General features: G+C 62.2%; 18 protein-coding genes and 5 tRNA genes. 4 read left to right on the forward strand and 19 right to left on the reverse strand.

Going from position 1 to position 24,080, the window contains the following annotated elements; translation table 11 throughout:
* Positions 1–40 precede the first annotated feature (40 nt).
* Positions 41–850 (forward strand): outer membrane protein assembly factor BamD, encoded by an 810-nt coding sequence (locus KAK11_RS06245; protein WP_210807340.1) that lies wholly within the window; start codon positions 41–43, stop codon positions 848–850.
* A gap of 63 nt (positions 851–913) precedes the next feature.
* Here KAK11_RS06245 and yoaA read toward each other — a convergent pair whose 3' ends face one another.
* Positions 914–2,893: a DNA repair helicase YoaA gene (gene yoaA / locus KAK11_RS06250; RefSeq protein ID WP_210807342.1), complete on the reverse strand. Its 1,980-nt coding sequence runs from the start codon at positions 2,891–2,893 to the stop codon at positions 914–916.
* Positions 2,893–3,096 (reverse strand): YdcH family protein, encoded by a 204-nt coding sequence (locus KAK11_RS06255; RefSeq protein ID WP_210807344.1) that lies wholly within the window; start codon positions 3,094–3,096, stop codon positions 2,893–2,895. The genes yoaA and KAK11_RS06255 overlap by 1 nt, the downstream gene beginning before the upstream one ends.
* A 44-nt stretch (positions 3,097–3,140) precedes the next feature.
* Between KAK11_RS06255 and KAK11_RS06260 the strand changes: the two genes are divergently transcribed.
* Positions 3,141–3,917, forward strand: coding sequence for a PP2C family protein-serine/threonine phosphatase (locus KAK11_RS06260; RefSeq protein ID WP_210807346.1), 777 nt, complete (start codon positions 3,141–3,143; stop codon positions 3,915–3,917).
* Positions 3,918–3,957: 40 nt separating this feature from the next.
* Here the strand turns inward: KAK11_RS06260 and zapE are convergent, their stop codons facing one another.
* From zapE to KAK11_RS06280, 4 genes are all read right to left on the reverse strand, one after another.
* Positions 3,958–5,058: a cell division protein ZapE gene (gene zapE / locus KAK11_RS06265; protein ID WP_210807348.1), complete on the reverse strand. Its 1,101-nt coding sequence runs from the start codon at positions 5,056–5,058 to the stop codon at positions 3,958–3,960.
* An 85-nt stretch (positions 5,059–5,143) separates the two neighbouring features.
* On the reverse strand, positions 5,144–6,571 hold the full coding sequence (lpdA, locus tag KAK11_RS06270) for a dihydrolipoyl dehydrogenase (protein ID WP_210807350.1): 1,428 nt from the start codon (positions 6,569–6,571) through the stop codon (positions 5,144–5,146).
* Between the two features lie 60 nt (positions 6,572–6,631).
* Positions 6,632–7,888, reverse strand: a complete 1,257-nt coding sequence (gene odhB, locus KAK11_RS06275; RefSeq protein ID WP_210807352.1) for a 2-oxoglutarate dehydrogenase complex dihydrolipoyllysine-residue succinyltransferase — start codon at positions 7,886–7,888, stop codon at positions 6,632–6,634.
* A gap of 110 nt (positions 7,889–7,998) precedes the next feature.
* Positions 7,999–10,854, reverse strand: a complete 2,856-nt coding sequence (locus tag KAK11_RS06280) for a 2-oxoglutarate dehydrogenase E1 component (protein ID WP_210807354.1) — start codon at positions 10,852–10,854, stop codon at positions 7,999–8,001.
* Between the two features lie 258 nt (positions 10,855–11,112).
* On the opposite strand from KAK11_RS06280, the gene KAK11_RS06285 reads away from it, so the two are divergent.
* Positions 11,113–11,475 (forward strand): hypothetical protein, encoded by a 363-nt coding sequence (locus tag KAK11_RS06285; RefSeq protein WP_210807356.1) that lies wholly within the window; start codon positions 11,113–11,115, stop codon positions 11,473–11,475.
* A 6-nt stretch (positions 11,476–11,481) separates the two neighbouring features.
* On the opposite strand, the gene KAK11_RS06290 is transcribed toward KAK11_RS06285, so the two are convergent.
* From KAK11_RS06290 to KAK11_RS06305, 4 genes are all read right to left on the reverse strand, one after another.
* On the reverse strand, positions 11,482–12,432 hold the full coding sequence (locus KAK11_RS06290) for an NAD(P)H-dependent flavin oxidoreductase (RefSeq protein WP_210807358.1): 951 nt from the start codon (positions 12,430–12,432) through the stop codon (positions 11,482–11,484).
* The gene (locus tag KAK11_RS06295) at positions 12,432–14,222 is read right to left on the reverse strand and encodes an acyl-CoA dehydrogenase (protein ID WP_210807360.1); all 1,791 of its coding nucleotides are present in this window, start codon (positions 14,220–14,222) and stop codon (positions 12,432–12,434) included. Before KAK11_RS06295 ends, KAK11_RS06290 begins: the two co-directional genes overlap by 1 nt.
* 198 nt (positions 14,223–14,420) lie before the next feature.
* Positions 14,421–15,350, reverse strand: coding sequence for an electron transfer flavoprotein subunit alpha/FixB family protein (locus KAK11_RS06300; protein WP_210807362.1), 930 nt, complete (start codon positions 15,348–15,350; stop codon positions 14,421–14,423).
* Positions 15,351–15,352: 2 nt separating this feature from the next.
* Positions 15,353–16,102: an electron transfer flavoprotein subunit beta/FixA family protein gene (locus KAK11_RS06305; RefSeq protein ID WP_210807364.1), complete on the reverse strand. Its 750-nt coding sequence runs from the start codon at positions 16,100–16,102 to the stop codon at positions 15,353–15,355.
* A 246-nt stretch (positions 16,103–16,348) separates the two neighbouring features.
* On the opposite strand from KAK11_RS06305, the gene murI reads away from it, so the two are divergent.
* A complete protein-coding gene (gene murI / locus KAK11_RS06310) occupies positions 16,349–17,176 on the forward strand; it encodes a glutamate racemase (RefSeq protein ID WP_210807366.1) in 828 nt (275 codons plus the stop codon).
* A gap of 36 nt (positions 17,177–17,212) precedes the next feature.
* On the opposite strand, the gene KAK11_RS06315 is transcribed toward murI, so the two are convergent.
* The 9 genes from KAK11_RS06315 to KAK11_RS06355 all read right to left on the reverse strand — a co-directional run bounded on the left by KAK11_RS06315 (position 17,213) and on the right by KAK11_RS06355 (position 23,966).
* A tRNA-Leu gene (locus KAK11_RS06315) sits at positions 17,213–17,301 on the reverse strand.
* 112 nt (positions 17,302–17,413) lie between these two features.
* Positions 17,414–17,489, reverse strand: a tRNA-Gly gene (locus KAK11_RS06320).
* A 5-nt stretch (positions 17,490–17,494) separates the two neighbouring features.
* Positions 17,495–17,568, reverse strand: a tRNA-Cys gene (locus KAK11_RS06325).
* A gap of 67 nt (positions 17,569–17,635) precedes the next feature.
* A tRNA-Gly gene (locus KAK11_RS06330) sits at positions 17,636–17,711 on the reverse strand.
* 116 nt (positions 17,712–17,827) lie between these two features.
* On the reverse strand, positions 17,828–20,251 hold the full coding sequence (gene lon / locus KAK11_RS06335; RefSeq protein ID WP_210807368.1) for an endopeptidase La: 2,424 nt from the start codon (positions 20,249–20,251) through the stop codon (positions 17,828–17,830).
* Between the two features lie 97 nt (positions 20,252–20,348).
* Positions 20,349–21,617 carry an ATP-dependent Clp protease ATP-binding subunit ClpX gene (clpX, locus tag KAK11_RS06340; RefSeq protein WP_210807370.1) on the reverse strand — a complete coding sequence of 423 codons (1,269 nt, stop codon included), beginning with the start codon at positions 21,615–21,617 and terminating at the stop codon, positions 20,349–20,351.
* Positions 21,618–21,749: 132 nt separating this feature from the next.
* Positions 21,750–22,358 (reverse strand): ATP-dependent Clp endopeptidase proteolytic subunit ClpP, encoded by a 609-nt coding sequence (clpP, locus tag KAK11_RS06345; protein WP_210807373.1) that lies wholly within the window; start codon positions 22,356–22,358, stop codon positions 21,750–21,752.
* A gap of 172 nt (positions 22,359–22,530) precedes the next feature.
* Positions 22,531–23,838, reverse strand: a complete 1,308-nt coding sequence (tig, locus tag KAK11_RS06350) for a trigger factor (protein ID WP_210807375.1) — start codon at positions 23,836–23,838, stop codon at positions 22,531–22,533.
* Between the two features lie 41 nt (positions 23,839–23,879).
* A tRNA-Leu gene (locus tag KAK11_RS06355) sits at positions 23,880–23,966 on the reverse strand.
* Between the last annotated feature and the right edge of the window lie 114 nt (positions 23,967–24,080).

Raw genomic sequence — 24,080 nt, forward strand, 5'->3', positions numbered from 1 at the left:
CTGCAGCGTTGGTGGTCATCTGCCAACGTCGGCCCGTCCAATGACCGACAAGACCCATTCTCGCCTGTTCTCCCGTTCTGCCGTGGTGGCGCTTGCCTTGGTGCTGAGCGCTTGCGCCAGTGGCCCCAAGGACGGTGACATTCAAGGCTCGGCCGCGAAACTCTATGCCGACGCCAAGGATGAGATCGCTTCCGGCGCCTGGGATGCTGCCGCCAAGTTGCTGGAGCGGGTCGAAGGCCGGGCCGGTGGCACGCTGTTGGCTCAACAGTCACAAATCGACTTGGCCTATGTCTATTGGCGCGCTGGCGAGAAAGCGCAGGCGCTCTCGACCCTCGATCGCTTCATCAAGCTCAACCCCTCCAGCCCCGGCTTGGACTATGCGCTTTATCTGCGTGGCTTGGTCAATTTCAATGACAACCTCGGGATCCTAGGCTTTTTGTCCGGTCAAACACTCTCTGAGCGCGACCAACAGGCCTCTCGAGACGCCTACCAGTCCTTCCGTCAACTGGCTGAGCAATTTCCGGAGTCCAAGTACACACCGGATGCCAAGCTCCGCATGGACTTCATCGTCAATGCGCTGTCCGAGTACGAGGTCCATGTGGCCCGCTATTACCTGCGCAAAGGCGCATTTGTGGCCGCGGCCAACCGGGCCCAGCAGGCGCTAACCACTTATCCGCAGACTCCGGCCACAGAAGAAGCTCTGTTCATCATGATCCGGGCCTATGACAAGCTGGGGCTCACCCCCTTGCGTGATGATGCCGACCGCTTGCTGCGCCTGAATTTCCCCAACAGTGGCTTCCTGGCCGAAGGCAAATCACCTGACAGCAAGCCCTGGTGGAAGCTGTGGTGAGCGGCCACTGAGCTGTGACAAAGACGGGGGCTTGATGCCCCCTTTTGCTTGGGGGCAGCGTTCTTACGCTAATTCACGCAGCCACGCCAAAGCCTGCTCGCCCGATTTCAACGGCGCCATGGGTGGCAAGGCTTGCAACAGCCGAGCCCCATAGCGTGCATGCAGCAGCCGAGTGTCGCAAATCACCAGCAGGCCCTTGTCGGATTCCGTGCGAATCAAGCGCCCTGCCCCCTGCTTCAGGGCAATGGCGGCCTCGGCCACAAAGTAGTCTGCGAAAGCATCCCGGCCTTGGGCTTTGAGGTGCCGCACCCTGGCTTCCACCAAAGGATCGTTGGGCGGTGGAAACGGCAGCTTGTCGATGATGACGCATTGCAGCGCATCGCCGGGCACATCAATCCCTTCCCAGAAGCTGTGCGAGCCCAGCAGCACGCTGCGGCCCTGCGCAAAGCGCGAGAGCAAGGTGCGTTTGGGCGCTTGCCCTTGGACCAATAGCTCCAGATCAACCCCCAAGCTGGCCAACTCGGTCTTCATGGCCTCGGCGGCAATGCCCAAGGCGCGCAGCGTGGTGGTCAGCACAAAGGTGCGGCCGCCCAAGGCCGCTGCACAGTGTGCCGCCGCGCGACCCACCATCACCAAATGAGCCGACTCATTGGGCGCCGGAAAGCGTGGTGGCACATAGACCCTGGCATTCGCAGGGTAGTCAAAGGGGCTGCCCAGGCGCAGCTTGTCGGCATCTTCCAGGCCCGCGGCTTCGCAAAACCAGCTCAAGCCGGGGTCATCGCCCAGTGTGGCCGAGGTGAACACCCAGGCGCGTGAGCCTGCGGCACGCTGCTCCGTCATCATGGCTCGGATGTCCAACGGCGACTCGATCAGGCGCGCCTGGTGGGGTGTCAGGTCCACCCAGCGGACGCGGTCATCCGCAGCGCGCATCTGGAACCGCGCTGCTTGCGCAGCCAGCTCCATGGCGCGGCTCTGCAGGCGGGTGAAGTCGGGGGCTGCGCCCAAATGGTCTTGCAGCACGGTGGCGACTTGCTTGAGCGCCGCCGACAACTCCTCCAAAGGCGCTTGCAGCGCGCCATCGGCGACCACCTCTTCCCAGCGGCGCTTCACGATGGCGCGCACGTCCCCGGCGCCTTCGGCGGCGCTGAGGCGCAACTGGCGGGCGGCCAAGTCGCAGGCGCCCGCCAAATCCGCCCACGGCGCCATGCCGCGGGCATGTTGCAGACCGGCAGCGAGCAGGTCCCGAGAGAAGTCCAAGACCTGCCCCGTGCCCAAGTTCTGGCCCAAGAACTGAACCCCAGCCTCGACCATCTGGTGGGCTTCGTCAAACACCGCAATGTCCACGGTAGGCAGCAGTTCCGCCACCCCACTGTCTTTGAGCGACAGGTCGGCAAAAAACAGATGGTGGTTCACCACCACGATGTCCGCCGCCATGGCCTCGCGGCGGGCCTTCATCACATGGCAGTTGTGATACTCCGGGCACTCGCTGCCCAGGCAGTTTTCGCGGGTGGAGGTCACCAAGGGGATGATCTCGGAGCGCTCATCCAGGCCTTCGAGCTCACCCATGTCCCCGCTGCTGGTCGCCTGCCCCCACTGCTCGATGCGGGCGAGTGCCCGCACTGCCATGCGGTCGCTGAGCAGGGCCCCTTCCCTGGCTTGGCCCAGCCTGTGGCGGCACAAATAGCTGGCGCGCCCTTTGAGCAAGGCAATGCTGGCCGGCAAGGCCAAGGCCTCTCGCAGGCGCGGCAGATCCCGAAAGAAAAGCTGGTCTTGCAGATTCTTGGTGGCGGTGCTGACCAAAGCGCGCCGCCCAGAGAGCAGCACAGGCACCAAGTAGGCAAAGGTCTTACCCACGCCCGTTCCGGCCTCGACCACCAGGGCCTTGCGGCCTTCAATGGCTTGGGACACGCCTTCGGCCATCTCCAATTGCGGCAAACGGGCCGAAAACCCCGTGTCCGCCCGCGCCAACGGCCCGGAAGCGGAGAACGCGGCCGCCACCGCCTCGGCCAAGCCACTCAAATCGTCGGACAAAGCGCTGCCCATCAGGCGGGCTCAGGTGGCTCGAGAGAAGCCTCAAGCCGGGATATCTGGTCTTTCAGGGCCAAGCGCCGCTTCTTGAGGCGGCGCAAAGTCAGCTCGTCCAGGGCCGCTTTGGGTTCAGCTTGATCGATCAAGCTGTCGAGATCAGCGTGTTCAATCCGCAACTCGATCAATCGTCGATGGGGAGAATGTAAATTGTTGGACATGCAGAAGGCGGCGGGCAGGGCTGCGACAGTTTATATTGCGCACCATGAACAGCGCGCCCCATGGTTTCCGAATTTCCGCCGCCACAGGCCTGCACAAGGGCGACCGCGCGTATCAGCAGGATCAGGTGGAAATCTTCACCCACCCTCGGGTTGCCGGCTGCGCGCTGGCCGTGGTGGCCGACGGCATGGGCGGCAAGAGCGGCGGCAGAACGGCGGCAGACCAAGTGGTGATGACGGCCAAACAGGTGTTCGACCGTTTCAATCCGTCCATCGAAAACCCGGAGGCCATGCTGCGCCAATTGGTGGTGGAAGCGCACTTGATGATCAAGTTGACCGCCATCACCGCCGACGAAGAGCCCCACAGCACCATTGCCGCTTTCATGCTCCTGCCCAACCGCACGGCCTACACCGTGCATGCGGGGGACTCACGGGTCTACCACTTCCGTGGCGCTGACATGCTGCGCCGCACCACCGATCATTCCTATGTGCAGCGGCTGATCGACGAAGGCAAGATCACCGAAGCCCAAGCCAACGCCCACCCCCAGTCCAATCTATTGACGGGCTGTTTGGGCACGCAGCAAGACCCGCCCGTTGAAGTCATGGCCATCGAACATGTGGCCGTGGGTGACGCGCTGGTGGCCTGCTCAGACGGCCTGTGGCACTACCTCAGCCCCAAAGAGCTGGGCGCCATCACCAATGCCCTGAGCCCGCGCGAGGCCAGCGAGATGCTGATCAGCAAAGCCCGCCAGCGCGCACGCGGCACGGGTGACAACCTCTGCATGGCCATCATGCGGGTGGAAGCCCTGGCGCCGGGGCACTGAGGGCCTGGGCCCAAAGCTGCTGCGCGGGCCAGAGCCCTGCTCAAGTCAGGCTGGTGTCCACGGTGCGGCGCTCCAGCGCCAAAAACTCCGCCGACTGCATTTCATTCAAGCGCGACACCGTACGCGGGAACTCATGCGACATCGGCCCTTCGGTGTAGAGCTGTTCTGGTGGCACCTCGGCCGACATGATGAGCTTAACGCGCCGGTCGTAGAGCACATCCACCAGCCAGGTAAAGCGCCGTGCCTCGGAGGCCAGGCGCACTGGCATCATGGGGACGTTGGACAGCAGCAGCGTGTGGAACTGGCTGGCCAACTCCAAATAGTCATTTTGCGAGCGAGGGCCACCGCACAGGGTGTCAAAGTCAAACCAGACCACCCCGCCCGCGCGACGTCGGGCACGCAGCTCGCGGTGCTCAATGCGCAGCAGCGGTGACTCTTCTTTGGCTTCAGCCAGCTCTTCAAAGGCCTGCGTCATGGCGGCGTCTGCCTTGTCCCCCAAGGGTGTGTGATACAGCTCGACATGCTCCAGCGTGCGCTGGCGATAGTCGGTGCCGTTGTCCACATTGATGACCTCAAGCTTGTCCTTCAGCAGCTCAATAGCCGGCAGGATGCGGTCGCGGTGCAGCCCATTGGGGTAGAGCCCATCGGGGTGGAAGTTGGAGGTGGTCACGATGGAGACGCGGTGGTTGAACAGCGACTCCAGCAAGCGATGAAGAATCATCGCGTCGGTCACGTCCGCCACATGGAACTCATCGAAGCAGATCAGGCGAAAGCGCCGGGCAATGCGTTGGCCCAGTTCATCCAGCGGGTTCTGCAAGCCCTTGAGGTCTTGCAGCTCGCGATGAACCTCGCGCATGAACTCATGAAAGTGCAGCCGCGTCTTGCGCGTCAGGGGCACCGCCTGAAAGAACGCGTCCATCAAAAAGCTCTTGCCCCGCCCTACCCCACCATACATGTACACGCCACGCGGAATCGGCGGGCGCACCAGCATTTTGGTGATCGCATTGCCGCGCCGGGCCTTGTAGGCGGCCCACTCATCTTGGCAGCGCTGGAGCGCTGCTACAGCACGAAGTTGCGCCGGGTCACTGCGGTAGCCGCGTTCATCAAGGAGTTGCTGATAGAGCTCGGTGACGGTGGTCATGGGGTGATTGTCGACTGGGAAGTGATGGACCTTAACGACGAAGGGGCAGCCAAAGCCGCCCCTTGTGGTGTCCGACGCAGGCCGATCAGAAGTTCAGCGTGCGCTTATCGACGGCCAAAGCGGCTTCCTTGGTCGACTCCGACAGCGACGGGTGCGCGTGGCAGATACGGGCGATGTCTTCAGCCGAGGCCTTGAACTCCATGGCCATCACGGCTTCGGAGATCAGCTCGGAGGCCATGGGGCCGATGATGTGCACGCCCAGAATTTCGTCGCTCTTGGCGTCGGCCAAGATCTTGACGAAGCCGGTGGTGTCACCCAGCGCCCGCGCCCGGCCATTGGCCAAGAAGGGGAATTGACCGGCCTTGTAGGCCACGCCATCGGCCTTGAGCTGCTGCTCGGTGCGGCCCACCCAAGCGATCTCGGGGCTGGTGTAGATGACCCAAGGAATGGTGTTGAAGTTGACATGCCCGTGTTGGCCCGCAATGCGCTCGGCCACGGCCACGCCTTCTTCTTCCGCCTTGTGGGCCAGCATGGGGCCGCGCACCACATCACCCACCGCCCAGACATTGGGCAGGTTGGTCTTGCAGTCACCGTCCACCACAATGGCACCGCGCTCGTCCAGGGCCAGGCCCACGGCTTCCACGTTCAGGCCAATGGTGTTGGGCACGCGGCCAATCGAGACGATCAGCTTGTCCACCGCCAGCTCCTGGGCTTCGCCCTTGGCGTTGGCATAAGACACGGTCACACCCTTCTTGCCAGACTTGACCTCAGCGATCTTCACACCCAGCTCGATCTTCAAGCCCTGCTTGGTGAACTGCTTGAGGGCTTCCTTGGCCACGCCATCATCGACAGCGGCGAGGAAGGCCGGCATGCCTTCGAGCACCGTCACTTCAGCACCCAGGCGGCGCCAGACCGAGCCCATTTCCAGGCCGATCACACCGGAGCCGATCACGCCCAACTTCTTGGGCACGGCACCGATGCGCAGCGCGCCGTCGTTGGAGAGAATGTTCTCTTCGTCGAAGGCCGCACCCGGCAGTTGGCGCGCGTTGGAGCCCGTGGCGACGATCACGTGCTTGGCGCTGATGACTTCTTCAGCGGCGCCGGCGACCTTGATCTCGTAGAGGCCATCCTTGGCCGCGACAAAAGAGCCACGGCCGTGGAAGAAGCTGACCTTGTTCTTCTTGAACAGGTAGAGGATGCCGTCGTTGTTTTGCTTCACGACGTTGTCTTTGCGGGCCACCATCTTGGCCACATCCATGCTCACCTTGCCGGTCGAGATGCCGTGGTCTGCGAAGTGGTGGTTGGCATGCTCAAAGTGCTCGGACGACTGCAGCAAAGCCTTGGAGGGAATGCAGCCGACATTGGTGCAGGTGCCGCCCGGGGCGGGGCCGCCGGCGGCGTTCTTCCACTCGTCGATACAGGCGGTGTTGAAGCCCAGTTGTGCTGCGCGAATGGCAGCGATGTAGCCGCCGGGGCCGCCGCCGATGACGACGACATCAAATTGCTTGGACATATTGAATCCTGTGTGTCTTGGCAAAGCGCCCCCGAAGGGGCGCTGTGATGCAGTGTTCGATCAGATATCGAACAACAGTCGGGCCGGGTCTTCCAGCGCTTCCTTCATGGCCACCAAGCCCAGCACGGCTTCGCGACCGTCGATGATGCGGTGGTCATAAGACATGGCCAGGTAGTTGATGGGGCGCACCACCACTTGGCCGTTCTCGACGACGGCACGGTCCTTGGTGGCGTGCACGCCCAGGATGGCCGACTGAGGCGGGTTGATGATGGGGGTCGACAGCATGGAGCCGAAGGTGCCACCGTTGGAGATGGAGAAGGTACCGCCGGTCAGCTCTTCGATGCCCAGCTTGCCGTCCTTGGCCTTCTGGCCAAATTCAGCGATCTTCTTTTCGATCTCTGCAAAGGTGAGCTGGTCCGCATTGCGGATGATGGGCACCACCAAGCCGCGGGGCGAACCCACGGCGATACCGATGTCGAAGTAGCCGTGGTAGACGATGTCGTTGCCATCGACCGAGGCGTTCAGCACCGGGTACTTCTTCAAGGCATGCACGGCGGCCTTGACGAAGAAGCTCATGAAGCCCAGCTTGACGCCGTGTTCCTTCTCGAACTTGTCCTGGAACTTCTTGCGCATCTCCATCACCGGTGCCATGTTCACTTCGTTGAACGTGGTCAGGATGGCGTTGGTGGATTGCGACTGCACCAGACGCTCCGCAACGCGAGCGCGCAGGCGCGACATCGGCACGCGCTGCTCGGGGCGGTCGCCCAGGTTCTGCGCAGCAGGTGCAGCCACGGCCGGCAGAGGCTTGGCCACCGCGGCGTTCACGGGGGCTGCGACCGGTGCAGCAGGCTTGGCGGCACCAGCGGCCACCGCGCCCAAGACATCACCCTTGGTGACACGGCCATCTTTGCCCGTGCCGGCCACGGAGCCAGCGGCCAGGCCGTTGTCGGCCATCAGCTTGGCAGCAGCAGGCATGGCCACGCCAGACTTGTCCGCAGCAGCGGAGGCTGCTGGGGCCGAGGCTGGGGCGGCAGCAGGCGCGGCAGCTGCGGCGGGGGCTGCTGCTCCAGCCTTGGCTTCGGTGTCGATTTGGGCGATCAACTGCTCGGCCACCACGGTGCCACCGTCGGCGACGACCAAGGCCACCAAGACGCCAGCCGCAGGTGCGGGCACTTCGAGGACGACCTTATCGGTTTCCACTTCGATGAGGATTTCATCGACCGCCACGGCGTCGCCGGGCTTCTTCTTCCACTGCAGCAAGGTGGCTTCGGCCACGGACTCTGAGAGCTGGGGAACTTTGACTTCAACAATTGCCATGATGTGACTCGTATTCGGTGAGGAGACGCCTGGGGCCGCCTGTCTGGGCGGTGCTCAACACAACAGCACCGTGCCCAACAGGGCGGCCGCCAGTGGCGCCCGCCTGGGTCTTACTTGGAGAGGACGAAGCCCTTGAGCTTGGCGAAGGCCTGGTCCAGCAAGGCCTTTTGCTGCTCTTGGTGCAGGTGGGCATAGCCGCAAGCCGGGGAGGCAGAGGCCGGACGACCGGCATAACCCAGCTTTTGGCCTTCGACCATGTTCTCGTGGATCTGGTGTTGGATGAAGAACCAAGCACCTTGGTTCTGAGGTTCATCCTGGCACCACACGATATCGGTCGCGTTCGGGTACTTCTTCATCTCCGCGCCGAAGGCTTTGTGCGGGAAGGGATAGAGCTGCTCTGCACGCACGATGGCGACATCGCTGGCACCCTTTTCTTCGCGCTTCTTGACCAGGTCGTAATAGACCTTGCCCGAGCAGACGATCACGCGCTTGACCTTATCGGCCTGGATGCTGGCGTCCACCTCACCGATGATGGTCTTGAACTCACCCTTGGTGAAATCGCTCAGCGGCGACGTCGCGTCCTTGGCACGCAACAAGCTCTTGGGCGTCATGATGACCATGGGCTTGCGGAACATGCGCAACATCTGACGACGCAACACGTGGAAGATCTGGCTGGCCGAGGTCGGCTGCACGATCTGCATATTGTTGTCAGCAGCCAGCTGCATGAAGCGCTCGAGGCGGGCCGAGCTGTGCTCTGGGCCTTGGCCTTCATAGCCGTGCGGCAGCATCAAGGTCAGGCCGTTGGAGCGGCCCCACTTCACTTCACCCGAGGCGATGAACTGGTCGATCACGACCTGCGCGCCGTTGGCAAAGTCGCCGAACTGGGCTTCCCAAATGGTCAGCGTGTTGGGCTCAGCAGCGGCGTAGCCGTATTCGAAGCCCAGCACCGCCTCTTCAGACAGGACCGAGTCGATGACCACGAACGGAGCCTGGTTGTCGGCCACGTTTTGCAGGGGGATGTAAGTGCCTTCATCCCAGTTGCTGCGGTTCTGGTCATGGATGACGGCGTGGCGGTGCGTGAAGGTGCCACGGCCGCAGTCTTCGCCCGAGAGGCGCACGGCATAACCCGAGGCCACCAAGGAGGCAAAAGCCATGTGCTCGCCCATGCCCCAGTCCACATTGATCTCGCCACGGCCCATGGCCGCACGGTCAGCGATCAACTTTTGCACCAGGTTGTGCGCAGTGAAGTTGGCCGGCAGCGTGGTCACACGCTCAGCCAAGCGCTTCCACTCGGCCAGCGGCACCGCCGTGTCGCAGCTGTCGGTCCACTTCTTGCCCAAGTAGGGCGACCAGTCGGTGGCGTACTTGCTCTTGAAGCTGGTCAGCACCGGGTCCACGGTGTGGCGGCCTTCGTCCATGGCGGCGCGGTAGGCCTTGACCATGTTGTCGGGCTCGTCCGCAGCCAAAGCGTTTTGCGCGACCAACTTGTCGGCGTACACCTTGCGAGTGCCGGGGTGAGCGGCAATCTTCTTGTACATCAGCGGCTGGGTCAGCGAGGGCGTGTCTTGCTCGTTGTGGCCCAGTTTGCGGAAGCAAATGATGTCAACGACCACGTCCTTCTTGAACTGCTGGCGGTAGTCCATGGCCAACTGGGTGGCCCAGACCACGGCTTCAGCGTCATCGCCGTTGACGTGCAGCACCGGGGCTTCGATCATCTTAACGACGTCGGAGCAGTAGTGCGTGGAGCGCAGATCGCGCGGGTCGCTGGTGGTGAAACCAATTTGGTTGTTAATGACGATGTGCACCGTGCCGCCCGTGCGGTAGCCGCGGGTCTGCGCCATGCACAGCGTCTCTTGCACCACACCTTGGCCGCCGAAGGCCGCGTCACCATGCACCAGCACCGGCAACACTTGGGCGCCAGTGGTGTCGCCACGGCGGTCCTGGCGAGCGCGCACGCTGCCTTCGACCACGGGGTTGACGATTTCCAGGTGCGAGGGGTTGAAGGCCAAGCTCAGGTGCACCGGGCCACCTGCCGTGGACACATCGCTGGAGAAGCCTTGGTGGTACTTCACGTCACCGGCGGGCAGGTCATGGGCGCCCTTGTGCTCGAACTCGGCGAACAGGTCGGCCGGCATCTTGCCCAAGGTGTTGACCAGCACGTTCAGGCGGCCACGGTGGGCCATGCCAATGACGATTTCTTGCACGCCATTAGCGCCTGCACGCTGGATCAGCTCGTCCATGGAGGCGATGAAGCTCTCGCCGCCTTCCAGGGAGAAGCGCTTCTGGCCCACGTACTTGGTGTGCAGATAGCGCTCCAGGCCTTCGGCCGCGGTCAGGCGGTCGAGGATGTGCTTGCGCTTTTCAGCACTGAATGAGGGCTTGGAGCGAACACTCTCCAGGCGCTCTTGCCACCAGCGCTTTTCGGTCGGGTCAGAGCCGTGCATGAACTCGGCGCCGATGGAGCCGCAATAGGTTTCACGCAGGGCCTGCACGATCTGGCGCAAGCTCATGGTCTCGCCACCAAAATAGGTGTTGGCGGCCGAGAAGGAGATGTCCATGTCGGACTCGCTCAGGTCGTAGAACGCCGGATCGAGCTCAGGAATCTTGGGGCGCTCAGCGCGCTTGAGGGGGTCGAGGTCAGCCCAGCGGTTGCCCAAGAAGCGGTAAGCGGCAATCAGGGACTGCACATGCACCTGCTTGCGAGCCACGGCCAAATCGGCAGAGCTGGCTTTGACGGCAAAGGCGTTGGACTTCGCGCGCTGCGCAAAGGACTCGATCACCGGGGCGTGAGCCACGTCGCGGCTGTCGGTGCCATCGGTCGCGGGAACGTTCTGAAGCGCGTCAAAGTAGGCGCGCCAGTTGTCGGGAACGGAGCCCGGGTTGTCGAGGTAGGCCTCGTACATCTCTTCGACGTAGGGCGCATTGCCTCCGAACAGGTACGAGTTCGACCTGTATTGCTGCATCATTTCTCGCTCACCTTATACCCCGGTTTCCAGGGCGTGGATGGGTTGATCAACCTTCCGCGGCCCGGCTCTACCGGTTGGCGGATCGCGACCCGCCTTGCTGATTTGTCTCAATACCCAGCAAGGGGACACAGAAGGACCTGTTTGTCACAGTCAGCACTGTAGCACTGCTGTAACTCGTTTTAGTAAGCAGTATTACAGGCCCCGAACCCTATTACTTTCCTGACAAAAAACTGCGCCAGATCAAAAAATCCCGGGTTCATGCGCTCGAAACCACCGCTCAAGGCCACGCGCCCACCTACCGCCCGTGTCATCTTGTTGCGGCAAGAGGCTCCCGCACAGCCGTCGCCGGGTGAGCCCTGTAATGGCTGCGGCGTGTGTTGCGCGGCCGAGCCCTGCCCTTTGGGCATCTTGGTCAGCGGGCGGCGCCAGGGCCGCTGCCGAGCCCTGCACTGGGACACGGCCTTGAGCCTCTATCGCTGCGGCATGGTGAGCCAGCCCCAGCGGCTATGGCCTTGGCTGCCCCTCTGGGCCCGTGCCAGCGTGTCACGCTGGGCGCGGCGCTGGATCTCCTCAGCGTCGGGCTGTGACGCCACTTTGGTGGGCAGCCCAGCCCCGCGCTAAAGAGGCTCAAGCCAGCAGCCGCGCACGCGCCGCCAGGTACTCGCGCTTGAGTTGGGCCACCAAGTCAGCCGCAGGCTGAATCTTGTGGATGGCACCGATGCCTTGGCCACAGCCCCAGATGTCCTTCCAGGCCTTCTTGGCGTCGCCGCCAAAGTTCATCTTTGAAGGGTCGCTCTCAGGCAAGGCGTCCGGGTCCAGCCCAGCCGCGCGGATGGACGGCTTCAAGTAATTGCCATGCACACCGGTGAAGAGATTGCTGTAGACGATGTCGTCGCTGTTGCTCTCCACGATGCAGCGCTTGTACTCCTCGGCGGCCCGCGCTTCGTCGGTGGCAATGAAGGCCGAGCCGATGTAGGCGAAGTCTGCGCCCATGGCCTGCGCCGCCAACACGGCGCCGCCGCTGGCGATGGAGCCAGACAGCGCCAAGGGGCCATCGAACCATTGGCGAATCTCTTGAATCAACGCAAACGGGCTCTTGGTGCCGGCATGCCCGCCGGCCCCCGCCGCCACGGCGATGAGGCCATCGGCGCCCTTTTCAATGGCTTTGTGGGCAAAGGCGTTGTTGATGATGTCGTGCATCACCACCCCGCCCCAGGCGTGGACCGCGTCGTTCACATCGGTGCGTGCGCCCAGCGAGGTGATGACCAGCGGCACCTTGTACTTGGCGCACAAGGCCATGTCCTGCTCCAGCCGGTCATTGCTCTTGTGCACGATCTGGTTGATCGCGAAAGGCGCAGCCGGTGCCTCAGGGTGGGCGGCATTGTGGGCGGCCAAGGCTTCAGTGATCTCAGCCAGCCATTCATCGAGCTGTGAGGCCGGGCGCGCGTTGAGCGCCGGCATGGAGCCCACCACCCCGGCCTTGCACTGGGCAATCACCAGCTTGGGGTTGGAGATGATGAACAGCGGCGAGCCAATGATGGGCAGCGGCAGATTTGCCAGGACAGTAGGCAGCGCCATCAGAAGGCCTCCAGTGCCATGTCGGTCACGCCCGCAGCGCCTTCGACGATGCTGTCGCGAAGGCCCGGCACGCGGGTCAAGATGTGGTCGCCATAGAAGCGCGCCGTGGTGATCTTGGCCTGCATGAACGCGGCATCTTCACCTTCAGCCAAGCGGTCCTCAGCCACCAGCAGCGCACGGCCCATTTGCCAGCCCGCCACCAGGTTGCCCGCCAGCATCAGGTAGTTGACGCTGCCCGCAAACACGGCGTTGGGGCTGGCCTTGGTCTGCCCGGCGACAAAGTCCACCACGTCGATGAAGGCGCGTCGGGCGGCACCCAGCCGCTTTGCGAAGGCTTGCGCGGCCTCGCTGCTGCGGGCGGCCAAGGCCTGCTCGGTGGCCTCGATCTGGCCAGCAATGGCTTTGGCCGCCTGCCCGCCGTCACGGGCCGTTTTGCGGCCGATCAGGTCATTGGCCTGAATGGCGGTGGTGCCCTCGTAGATGGTCAAAATCTTGGCGTCACGGTAGTGCTGCGCCGCACCGGTCTCTTCAATAAAGCCCATGCCACCGTGGACCTGCACCCCCAGCGAGGTGACCTCCAGGCTCATCTCGGTGCTGTAGCCCTTGATCAGCGGCACCAGGAACTCGTAGAAGGTCTGGTTTTGCTTGCGCACGTCCGCGTCCGGGTGGTGGTGCGCGGCGTCATAAGCCGCACCGCCCACCAAAGCCATGGCGCGGCAGCCTTCGGTGAAGGCCCGCATGGTCATCAGCATGCGACGGACGTCAGGGTGGTGGATGATGGGTGCGGCCGCCGGCAGCGAGCCGTCGACCGGGCGCGACTGCACGCGGTCCCGCGCATAGGCCACGGCGCGCTGGTAAGCGCGGTCGGCAATGGCCAAGCCTTGGATACCGACGCCATAGCGGGCGGCGTTCATCATCACGAACATGTATTCGAGGCCACGGTTCTCCTGGCCTACCAAATAGCCGATGGCGCCGCCGTTGTCGCCGTACTGCAGCACCGCAGTGGGGCTGGCCTTGATGCCCATCTTGTGCTCGATGCTGACGCAATGCACGTCGTTGCGCGCGCCCAAGGAGCCGTCGGCATTGACCAGGAACTTGGGCACGATGAACAGCGAAATGCCCTTCACGCCCTCGGGTGCGCCCACCACGCGAGCCAGCACCAGATGGACGAGGTTCTCGGCCATGTCGTGCTCACCCCAGGTGATGAAGATCTTGGTGCCAAAGATCTTGTAGGTGCCATCGGGCTGGGGTTCAGCGCGGGTGCGCACCGCCGCCAAGTCGGAACCGGCCTGGGGCTCGGTCAGGTTCATGGTGCCGGTCCAGGTGCCGTCGATCATCTTCGGGATGAAGGCAGCCTTTTGCTCTTCGGAGCCAGCCGTCAGCAAGGCCTCGATCGCACCATCGGTCAGCAGCGGGCACAGTGCAAAGCTCATATTGGCCGCGTTGACCATCTCCTGGCAGGCCGCATGGATGAGCTTGGGCAGGCCTTGGCCACCAAAGTCGGTCGGGTGGTGCAAGCCCTGCCAGCCCCCCTGGGTGTATTGGTCAAAGGCCTCCTTGAAGCCCGGCGTCGCAGTGACCTTGCCATCCTTGAAGAAGGACGGGTTGATGTCGCCTTCCCAGTTCAGCGGCGCCACCACGTCTTCGTTGAGCTTGGCGCATTCTTCAAGCACCGCCTGAGCGGTGTCCAGGCCGGCATCTTCAAAGCCGGGCAACTGAGCCACAGCGTCGATGTTGGCCAATTCCTTCATCGCGAACAGCATGTCCTTGACGGGGGCGCGGTAGGTCATGGGAATCTCCAAGAGTCAATGGACTGACGCAAAACAAGCATGGCGTCGTTACTTCGGCTTGCCGTACCCGGGGACTGTCTGCGCCTTCGCGCCTAGCCCTGCCCGCTTTGCGTCAGTCCGAAATCAGAAAAAAAGGGCGCCCTCTTCAGGCGCCCTTGTCAGTTCAGGGGCCGGCAGCAAGCCAGCCCAAAAGGCGCATCAAAGCTGGCTGATGAGTTCAGGCACGGCGGTGAACAGGTCGGCCTCCAGGCCGTAATCCGCCACGCTGAAGATCGGGGCTTCCGGGTCCTTGTTGATCGCCACGATCACCTTGGAGTCCTTCATGCCGGCCAAGTGCTGGATGGCACCGCTGATGCCGCAAGCCACGTAGAGGCTGGGGGCCACGATCTTGCCGGTTTGGCCGACCTGCCAGTCGTTGGGGGCATAGCCCGCATCCACCGCCGCACGGCTGGCACCCAAGGCGGCACCGAGCTTGTCGGCCAGGGGCGTCAGCACTTCATTGAACTTCTCGCTGGAGCCCAAGGCGCGCCCCCCCGAGACAATGATCTTGGCGGCGGTCAACTCAGGGCGGTCGCTCTTGGTGACTTCACGGCCGACAAAGCTGGCCTTGCCGTGCGCAGCCACAGCCGCCACGGTTTCGACGGCGGCAGCGCCACCCTGGCCTGCGGCATCAAAGCCGGTGGTACGCACCGTGATGACCTTGACCGCATCGGCACTCTGCACCGTCGCCACGGCATTGCCCGCATAGATGGGGCGCTCAAAGGTATCGGCGCTGACCACCTTGGTGATGTCGCTGATCTGAGCCACGTCCAGCTTGGCGGCCACGCGGGGGGCCACGTTCTTGCCACTGGCTGTCGAGGGGAACAAGATGTGGCTGTAAGACGCAGCGATGGCCAGCACTTGAGCGGCCACGTTCTCGGCCAAGCCGTCCGCCAAATGCGCGGCATCCGCATGCAGCACCTTGGCCACGCCGGCCACTTGGGCTGCGGCCGCCGCCGCCGCACCGGCGTTATGGCCAGCCACCAGTACATGGACATCGCCGCCACACTGGGTGGCCGCCATGACGGTGTTCAGGGTCGCGCCCTTGAGGCTGGCGTTGTCGTGTTCAGCAATAACGAGGATGGTCATGGTCAGATCACCTTGGCTTCATTCTTGAGCTTGGACACCAGGGCGGCCACGTCGGCCACCTTCACGCCGGCGCCGCGCTTGGGCGGCTCGCTGACCTTCAAGGTCTTGATGCGGGGCGCCACATCCACGCCCAAATCAGCGGGCTTGATGACTTCCAGCGGCTTCTTCTTGGCCTTCATGATGTTGGGCAGCGTCACATAGCGCGGCTCATTGAGGCGCAGGTCGGTGGTGACCACGGCCGGCAAGCTCAGCTTCAGGGTTTCCAGGCCGCCGTCCACCTCACGGGTGACCGTGGCGCCGCCGTCAACGATCTCGACCTTGGACGCAAATGTCGCTTGCGGCAAATCGGCCAAGGCTGCCAGCATTTGGCCCGTCTGGTTGCAGTCATCATCAATGGCCTGCTTGCCCAGCACCACCAAGCCCGGCTGCTCCTTGTCCACCAAGGCCTTCAGCAGCTTGGCCACGGCCAGCGGCTGCAACTCAGCATCGGTCTCGACCAAGATGGCGCGGTCGGCGCCGATGGCCATGGCTGTGCGCAGGGTTTCCTGGCACTGCGTGACCCCGCAAGAAACCGCGATCACCTCGGTGACGGCGCCCTTTTCCTTGAGACGAACCGCTTCTTCGACGGCAATTTCGTCAAAGGGGTTCATGCTCATCTTGACGTTGGCAATGTCTACCCCCGTGCCGTCAGACTTCACGCGAACCTTCACGTTGTAGTCGACGACGCGTTTGACGGCTACCAGTACCTTCATGTCGCGTTGCTCCTGTCGGATCAGTGGTTTGAATTGACGTTTACGTAAACTGCCGATGATTCTAGTGGCAGCCAGCGCCCTGCGGTGCGCCACTGTGGCTTGAGAGGTCTCATGGAAGACCCGTATTTAGCGTGGCGCCACCGTGTCGGCAGGATAAATCGAACGATCGTGCTATTTTAGAGCCAGCGCCTCAGTTTGCACAAGCCCGCAAGCCCAGCAAGGTCAGGAGGTAGACTGCCCGCCGCAATGAGCAAGTCCGAGCACAGCCCCCCACTGATTGGCGTTTTCGATTCCGGCGTGGGCGGGCTGTCGGTGGTCAGAGCCCTGCAGGCCAAGTGCCCCACGGCGCCCTTGCTCTATGTGGCCGACTGCGGCCATGCGCCCTACGGAGAGCGGGACGTTTCGCACGTGGTCGACCGCTCGCTGCGCATCACCAACTACTTGCTCTCGCAAGGCGCGGCCTTGATTGTCGTGGCTTGCAATACCGCCACTGCTGCGGCCATTGAGGCGATGCGTCAACAGCATCCCGAGTTGCCGCTGGTGGGCGTTGAGCCCGGCGTCAAACCGGCCGCACAGCGCAGCCTCAACAAACGCGTCGGCGTGATGGCCACGACCAGCACCTTGCAAAGCCCGCGGTTTCGATCACTGGTGCAACGCTTCGCTACCGACTGCTTTGTCCTGCCCGTGGCTTGTGCCGGTCTGGCGGCGGCCATTGAGCAAGGCGAAGCCAAGCAGGCGGCTGTGACCGACCTTTTGGATCAGTATTGCAGCGTGATGAAGAAAGCTGCCGTCGACACGGTGGTCTTGGGCTGCACACACTATCCTTTTGTCGCCGACGCCATTGCTGAGCGCCTCGGCCCGAGTGTGACCCTCTTGGACACCGCAGAGGCCGTCGCACAACAAGCTGCTCGCCTGTATGACGGGTTAGCGCAGGCCGATCAAGGTCTACAGCATGCTGATGCACCGCAGGTCCGACACATCACCTTGGTGTCGACGGGAGAAACAGAGGTGCTGGAGAGAATCGCGCGCGAGCGCCTTGGCTGGGATCTGCAGGCTCAGCGCGTCGGCATTTAGCGGGCGCAATGTGAGCCGGCCGCATGTGGGTCGGTGTGGTGCCCGGAACCGGGATCGAACCGGTACGCCCTGTGATGGGCGGCAGATTTTAAGTCTGCTGCGTCTGCCTATTTCGCCATCCGGGCAGGATGGAACTCATCGCGACTTGCGCTCATTATCGCCATCGAAATGCCTGCAGACGGCAATCCTCGGCGCTAACGAAAAAGGGGAAGCTGGTAAAGCTTCCCCTTTCGGGTTTGGAGCGGGAAACGAGGCTCGAACTCGCGACCTCAACCTTGGCAAGGTTGCGCTCTACCAACTGAGCTATTCCCGCAATGGTGGAGGCGCGATCCAGAGTCGAACTGGACTAACCGGATTTGCAATCCGGGGCATAACCGCTTTGCTATCGCGCCGTCTAAACCTAAAGAGCGTTGCCGGTGAACCGACAAAAAAGGAAGCAGAAGCTTCCACAATCAAACCTGGAGCGGGAAACGAGGCTCGAACTCGCGACCTCAACCTTGGCAAGGTTGCGCTCTACCAACTGAGCTATTCCCGCGTATCCCTGAACACTTGAGCGTGACGCTTGGTGAGCCACCGCGTTCAGTGAAGCTTTGCATTATAGGAAGAAATTCGGCGGTCTCGCAAGACCGCCGAATTTTTTGCGCACCCCACTCAGTGCGTGATCGCGTCTGTGGTGCCCGCCACAGGCGCCGCCGCCGGCGCCTCGGCCTTCACGGCGGCCGGGTCTTCGTCAGGCAAGGCCACAGGCATGGCTTCGAGCGCCACTTCCAAGACCTTGTCGATCCAGCGCACCGGCACGATCTCCAACTCGCTCTTGACGTTGTCGGGGATGTCTTGCAGGTCCTTGACGTTGTCTTCCGGAATCATCACCAGCTTGATGCCGCCACGGGCCGCCGCCAGAAGCTTTTCCTTCAAACCGCCAATGGCCGTGACTTCGCCGCGCAAGGTAATTTCGCCCGTCATGGCCACATGCGCCTTGACCGGAATGCCCGTGAGCGCCGACACAAAAGCCGTGGTCATGGCGGCACCTGCACTCGGGCCGTCTTTGGGCGTTGCGCCATCGGGCACGTGGATGTGCACGTCGCGCTTCTCAAAGAGCTCGTCCTTGATGCCCAAGCGGCGAGCGCGGCTGCGCACCACCGTGCGGGCAGCCTCGACCGACTCCTTCATCACATCGCCCAGCGAGCCGGTGCGAATGATGTTGCCCTTGCCCGGCATCGCGGTGGCTTCAATGGTCAGCAGATCGCCGCCCACTTCCGTCCAGGCCAAGCCCACCACCTGGCCGACTTGGTTGGTTTTTTCGGCACGGCCGAAGTCGTACTTGCGCACACCCAGGAAGTCGTTCAGGTTCTCGTCCGTCACCACCACCTTGCCGCTGTAGGTCTTGAGCTGGATGCCCTTGACCACCTTGCGGCAGATCTTGGAGACCTCGCGCTCCAGCGAGCGCACGCCAGCCTCGCGGGTGTAGTAGCGAATGATGCCGCGGATGGCGGACTCCGCCACTTCCATCTCTTCGGGCTTCACGCCGTTATTGGCCGCCTGCTTGGGCAACAAATACTTTTGCGCGATGTGCAGCTTTTCGTCTTCGGTATACCCCGACAGACGAATCACTTCCATCCGGTCCAGCAGGGCGGGCGGGATGTTCATCGAGTTAGACGTTGCGACAAACATCACGTCCGAGAGGTCGAAATCGACCTCCACGTAGTGATCACCAAAGGTGTGATTTTGCTCAGGGTCCAGCACCTCCAGCAAGGCCGAAGACGGGTCTCCCCGGAAGTCCATGCCCAGCTTGTCGATCTCGTCGAGCAAGAACAGTGGGTTGCGAACACCGACCTTGGACAAGCTTTGCAGCACCTTGCCCGGCATGGAGCCGATGTAGGTGCGGCGATGGCCACGGATCTCAGCTTCGTCACGCACGCCACCCAGAGCCATGCGAACGAACTTGCGGCCCGTGGCACGTGCCACGGACTGGCCCAGTGAGGTCTTGCCCACGCCAGGAGGGCCGACCAAGCACAAGATGGGCGCCTTGACCTTCTCCACGCGCTGTTGCACCGCGAGGTACTCGAGGATGCGTTCTTTGACCTTGTCGAGGCCGTAGTGGTCTTCGTTCAGCACATCCTCGGCATTGCCCAGGTCGTGCTTGATCTTGGACTTCTTGGACCACGGCAGGTTCAAGAGGGTGTCCAGGTAGTTGCGCACCACCGTGGCCTCTGCCGACATGGGCGACATCAGCTTGAGCTTTTTCAGCTCAGCGTCGGCCTTCTTGCGTGCCTCTTTGGGCATGCGAGCAGCCTTGATCTTCTTTTCGAGCTCTTCGAGATCCGCGCCCTCTTCGCCATCGCCTAGTTCCTTCTGGATGGCTTTGACTTGCTCGTTGAGGTAGTACTCGCGCTGGCTCTTTTCCATCTGGCGCTTCACACGCCCACGGATGCGCTTCTCGACTTGGAGAATGTCGACTTCGTGTTCGAGTTGCTCCAGCAGCTTCTCCAGCCGCTTCGCCACATCCACCAAGTCCAGGACAGCCTGCTTGGACTCCAGCTTCAGGGGCAGATGCGCCGCGATGGTGTCGGCCAAACGACCCGGGTCGTCGATGCCAGCGATGGAGGTCAAGATCTCCGGCGGGATCTTTTTGTTGAGCTTGACGTACTGGTCAAACTGCTGCGTCACCGCGCGGCGCAGTGCCTCCACCTCGGGGGTGGGCTCACCCGCAGGCGCAATCGGCAGAACAACGGACGAGAAATGCTCGCCGTCGTCGGTCACGCTTTGCGCATTGGCGCGCTGCACGCCTTCGACCAGCACCTTGACGGTACCGTCGGGCAGCTTGAGCATCTGCAAGATGCTGGAGACGCAACCGGTGGTGAACAGGTCTTCCGGGCGCGGCTCGTCCTTGCCAGCAGCCTTTTGCGCCACCAGCATGATTTGGCGGCCCGCTTCCATGGCTGCCTCAAGCGCTTTGATGCTCTTGGGACGGCCCACAAACAGCGGAATGACCATGTGGGGGAAAACCACCACGTCGCGCAAAGGCAGCAAAGGCAGCGCGATGGGTTCAGAGGGAAGGATGGGATGTCCTGACATGGAATGCCTCACTTTCTCAAACCCACATGGGGCTCGAGCATCGAATTGCAAGGAGTTGGCCGCATGACTTTGACCAACTTCAGAGTTTGGGCAGCGGTCAGGCGCTCGCCTTGGATTGCTCGTGGTAGACCAGCAGCGGTTTACCACCTTCGTCGATGATGTGCTCATCGACGACCACTTTGGCCACACCGTCCAGCGTGGGCAAATCAAACATGGTGTCGATCAAGGCGCCTTCCATGATCGACCGCAGCCCCCGCGCGCCGGTCTTGCGTGCCAAGGCCCGACGTGCAATGGCGGCCAGCGCCGAGGGGCGAATCTCCAGTTCCACCCCGTCCATGGAGAAGAGCTTTTGATATTGCTTGAGCAAAGCGTTCTTGGGCTCCACCAAGATCTGCACCAGAGCTTCCTCAGTCAACTCGCCCAGTGTCGCGACGACGGGCAAGCGGCCGACCAACTCCGGGATCAAGCCAAAGCGCACCAAGTCCTCGGGCTCCGCATTGCGGAAGACTTCAGAGACGCGCTTTTCGGTCTTGCTGTGCACGGTGGCACCGAAACCAATGCCAGACTTTTCCGTGCGGTTCTGGATGACCTTTTCCAGACCGTCAAAAGCGCCGCCGCAGATGAACAAGATGTTGGTGGTGTCGATCTGCAGGAAGTCTTGGTTGGGGTGCTTGCGCCCGCCTTGCGGGGGCACGCTGGCCATCGTGCCTTCCACCAGCTTGAGCAGGGCTTGCTGCACGCCTTCTCCCGAGACGTCTCGGGTGATGGACGGGTTTTCAGACTTGCGGGTGATCTTGTCGATTTCGTCGATGTAGACGATGCCGCGCTGGGCGCGTTCCACATCGTAGTTGCAGTTTTGCAGCAGCTTCTGGATGATGTTTTCGACGTCCTCGCCCACATAACCGGCTTCGGTCAGGGTGGTGGCGTCGGCAATCACAAAGGGCACATTGAGCAAGCGCGCCAGGGTCTGAGCCAAAAGCGTCTTGCCCGAGCCCGTCGGGCCGATCAGCAAGATATTGCTCTTGGAGAGCTCGATCTCGTCTTTGCTGGCGCCCATGTGCTTGAGGCGCTTGTAGTGGTTGTAGACCGCGACCGACAGAATGCGCTTGGCCATCTCTTGGCCAATGACGTATTGGTCCAGGCTGGCCTTGATTTCCGTGGGCGTGGGCAGATCAGACTTGCTGGACTTGCCAGCCGGGCCTTCTGCCGGAACTTCATCCCGAATGATGTCGTTGCAGAGCTCTATGCATTCATCGCAGATGAACACCGAGGGCCCGGCGATGAGCTTCTTGACCTCGTGCTGGCTCTTTCCGCAAAAAGAGCAGTGGAGGACCTTTTCGCCAGAGGCGCCTTTCTTATCGGGCATGGATGTGCGAGCCGTGGCTGTTCAGGAGGAAAGATGGATGAATGATAGACCAATTGATGCGGGTCTTTGCCCCCCGAAAAGCCGGCCTTTAGCGGCCAAGCTGGGCGCATCAAACCCGCATCAGGCGCAAGCTCAGCCGCGCTTATCCAGAACCTGGTCGATCAAACCGTAGGTCTTGGCCTCTTCGGCGCTCATGTAGTAGTCGCGCTCGGTGTCGGTTTGGATCTTTTCCAGGGGCTGGCCCGAGCGCTCAGCCAAGATGCGGTTGAGTTGCTCACGAGTCTTCAAGATCTCACGGGCATGGATCTCAATGTCCGTGGCCTGGCCTTGCGTGCCCCCCAACGGCTGGTGAATCATGATCTTGGAGTTGGGCAGCGAGAAACGTTTGCCCTTGGCCCCCGCAGCCAGCAAGAAAGCCCCCATGCTGGCAGCCATGCCCATGCACATGGTCGAGACATCCGGCTTGATGAACTGCATGGTGTCGAAGATCGACATCCCAGCGCTCACACTGCCGCCCGGCGAATTGATGTAGAACGAAATGTCCTTGTCGGGATTCTCGCTCTCCAAGAACAACAACTGCGCCACCACCAGATTAGCGCTCTGGTCATTGACCGGGCCAACCAAGAAAATGATGCGCTCGCGCAGCAGGCGCGAGTAAATGTCATAGGCCCGCTCACCCCGGCCAGACTGTTCAATGACCATGGGCACCATGCCCAAAGCTTGCGTTTCAAGTGCGCTCATGAAGTTCCTTCCCAATGTGGGCTGAGAGCCATCGTCAGGCGATGGCACGCGACCATTATGTCGCTGCAAAACCAAGTTTGAATCCACAAAAAAGAACGCCCGACCTGACGGTCGGGCGATGATCATTCAACGCTGGGGAGCACAGCGTGCCCCTCAGCCGACGCGCGCTTGATCAAGCAGTCATCAATTCATCAAAAGGCAGCACCTTTTCGGTGACCTTGGCCTTGGACAACACGAACTCAGCCACGTTGTTCTCAATGACCACGGCCTCAACCTCCGCCATGCGGTTGCGGTCCGACAGGTACCAACGCACAACGTCAGCCGGCTTTTCGTAGCTCTGCGCCATCTCTTCGATGTGCGCTTGCAGTTGTTCTGGCTTGGCTTGCAGGTTGTTGACCTTGACCAACTCAGCCACGACCAAGCCCAAGCGCACGCGACGCTCGGCTTGAGGCGTGAAGATCTCTGCGGGGATCGGCGCCTTTTCTGCGTCCTTCACACCGCGCTGCTTCAGGTCAGCACGGGCGCCTTCCACCAAGCGCTCGGTTTCCGAGGCGATCAAGGCCTTGGGCAAGTCCAACTCAGCCACCTTGACCAAGGCGTCCATCACGGCAGCCTTGTTGCGCGCCTGAACACGGAACTTCACTTCGCGCTCCAGGTTCTTCTTGACGTCCGCGCGCAGGCCCGACACCGAGCCCTCCGCAATGCCCAAGGACTTGGCGAACTCATCGTTCACTTCGGGCAGGTTCTGGGCTTCGATCTTCTTCATGGTGACCAAGAAGTCGGCTTCTTTACCCGCCACATCAGCACCGTGATAGTCAGCGGGGAAGCTCAGCGGGAAGGTCTTGGACTCGCCCACCTTCATGCCGCGCACCGCTTGGTCGAACTGCTCCAGCATCTGGCCTTCACCGACCAGGAATTGGAAGGCTTCAGCCTTACCACCCGAGAAGGGCTCACCGTCGATCTTGCCTTCGAAGTCGATGGTCACGCGATCACCGGCTTGGGCGCCTTCAGCGGCGGGGCGCTGGGCAAAGGTGCGGCGCTGCTTGCGCAGGATTTCAACGGTCTTGTCGATGGCTGCGTCGTCAACTTCAGCCGTCACACGCTCGACTTCAGCGGTCGACAGGTCACCCAGAGCGACTTCGGGATACACCTCGAAAGTCGCGTCGAAGGCCATCGTGCCTTCGGCCGCTTCGTCCTTCTGGTTGATATTGGGCACCCCGGCCACGCGCAGCTGGGCTTCATTGGCGGCTGCAGCGAAGGCTTGACCGAGCTTGTCGTTCATCACTTCGTACTGCACCGAGTAGCCGTAGCGCTGGGCCACGACAGACATCGGCACTTTGCCCGGACGGAAGCCGTCAGCCTTGACGGTACGGGCCAGCTTCTTGAGGCGGGACTCAACTTCGGAGTTGACCTCAGAGGCCGCCAGCGTCAGGGTGATGCGGCGTTCCAGCTTTTCGAGAGTTTCAACGTTCACTGCCATGGTGCGGACTCTGTTGTGATGTGTGCGGAGATAAGAGGGGATGGTGCGCGGGGGGGGACTCGAACCCCCACACCATTGCTGGCGTCAGGACCTAAACCTGGTGCGTCTACCAATTTCGCCACCCGCGCATTAGGCCGCCCCTCCTGCTGGCTCTGCACAAAGCTCAGCGGACGGTGCGGCACCCCAGAAACAGTCGGTCGGGGCAACTGGCGGGCCGATTTGCCCCAGCCAGCCGCCTTCGG

This window comes from Ideonella paludis, from assembly GCF_018069865.1.
In the GTDB taxonomy this organism is placed as follows: Bacteria; Pseudomonadota; Gammaproteobacteria; order Burkholderiales; family Burkholderiaceae_C; genus Ideonella; species Ideonella paludis.

Coding starts and splice junctions, on each gene's coding strand:
- KAK11_RS06245 (WP_210807340.1), top strand. CDS start 41: ATGACCGACAAGACCCATTCTCGCCTGTTCTCCCGTTCTGCCGTGGTG.
- yoaA (WP_210807342.1), bottom strand. CDS start 2,893: ATGGGCAGCGCTTTGTCCGACGATTTGAGTGGCTTGGCCGAGGCGGTG.
- KAK11_RS06255 (WP_210807344.1), bottom strand. CDS start 3,096: ATGTCCAACAATTTACATTCTCCCCATCGACGATTGATCGAGTTGCGG.
- KAK11_RS06260 (WP_210807346.1), top strand. CDS start 3,141: ATGAACAGCGCGCCCCATGGTTTCCGAATTTCCGCCGCCACAGGCCTG.
- zapE (WP_210807348.1), bottom strand. CDS start 5,058: ATGACCACCGTCACCGAGCTCTATCAGCAACTCCTTGATGAACGCGGC.
- lpdA (WP_210807350.1), bottom strand. CDS start 6,571: ATGTCCAAGCAATTTGATGTCGTCGTCATCGGCGGCGGCCCCGGCGGC.
- odhB (WP_210807352.1), bottom strand. CDS start 7,888: ATGGCAATTGTTGAAGTCAAAGTTCCCCAGCTCTCAGAGTCCGTGGCC.
- KAK11_RS06280 (WP_210807354.1), bottom strand. CDS start 10,854: ATGATGCAGCAATACAGGTCGAACTCGTACCTGTTCGGAGGCAATGCG.
- KAK11_RS06285 (WP_210807356.1), top strand. CDS start 11,113: ATGCGCTCGAAACCACCGCTCAAGGCCACGCGCCCACCTACCGCCCGT.
- KAK11_RS06290 (WP_210807358.1), bottom strand. CDS start 12,432: ATGGCGCTGCCTACTGTCCTGGCAAATCTGCCGCTGCCCATCATTGGC.
- KAK11_RS06295 (WP_210807360.1), bottom strand. CDS start 14,222: ATGACCTACCGCGCCCCCGTCAAGGACATGCTGTTCGCGATGAAGGAA.
- KAK11_RS06300 (WP_210807362.1), bottom strand. CDS start 15,350: ATGACCATCCTCGTTATTGCTGAACACGACAACGCCAGCCTCAAGGGC.
- KAK11_RS06305 (WP_210807364.1), bottom strand. CDS start 16,102: ATGAAGGTACTGGTAGCCGTCAAACGCGTCGTCGACTACAACGTGAAG.
- murI (WP_210807366.1), top strand. CDS start 16,349: ATGAGCAAGTCCGAGCACAGCCCCCCACTGATTGGCGTTTTCGATTCC.
- lon (WP_210807368.1), bottom strand. CDS start 20,251: ATGTCAGGACATCCCATCCTTCCCTCTGAACCCATCGCGCTGCCTTTG.
- clpX (WP_210807370.1), bottom strand. CDS start 21,617: ATGCCCGATAAGAAAGGCGCCTCTGGCGAAAAGGTCCTCCACTGCTCT.
- clpP (WP_210807373.1), bottom strand. CDS start 22,358: ATGAGCGCACTTGAAACGCAAGCTTTGGGCATGGTGCCCATGGTCATT.
- tig (WP_210807375.1), bottom strand. CDS start 23,838: ATGGCAGTGAACGTTGAAACTCTCGAAAAGCTGGAACGCCGCATCACC.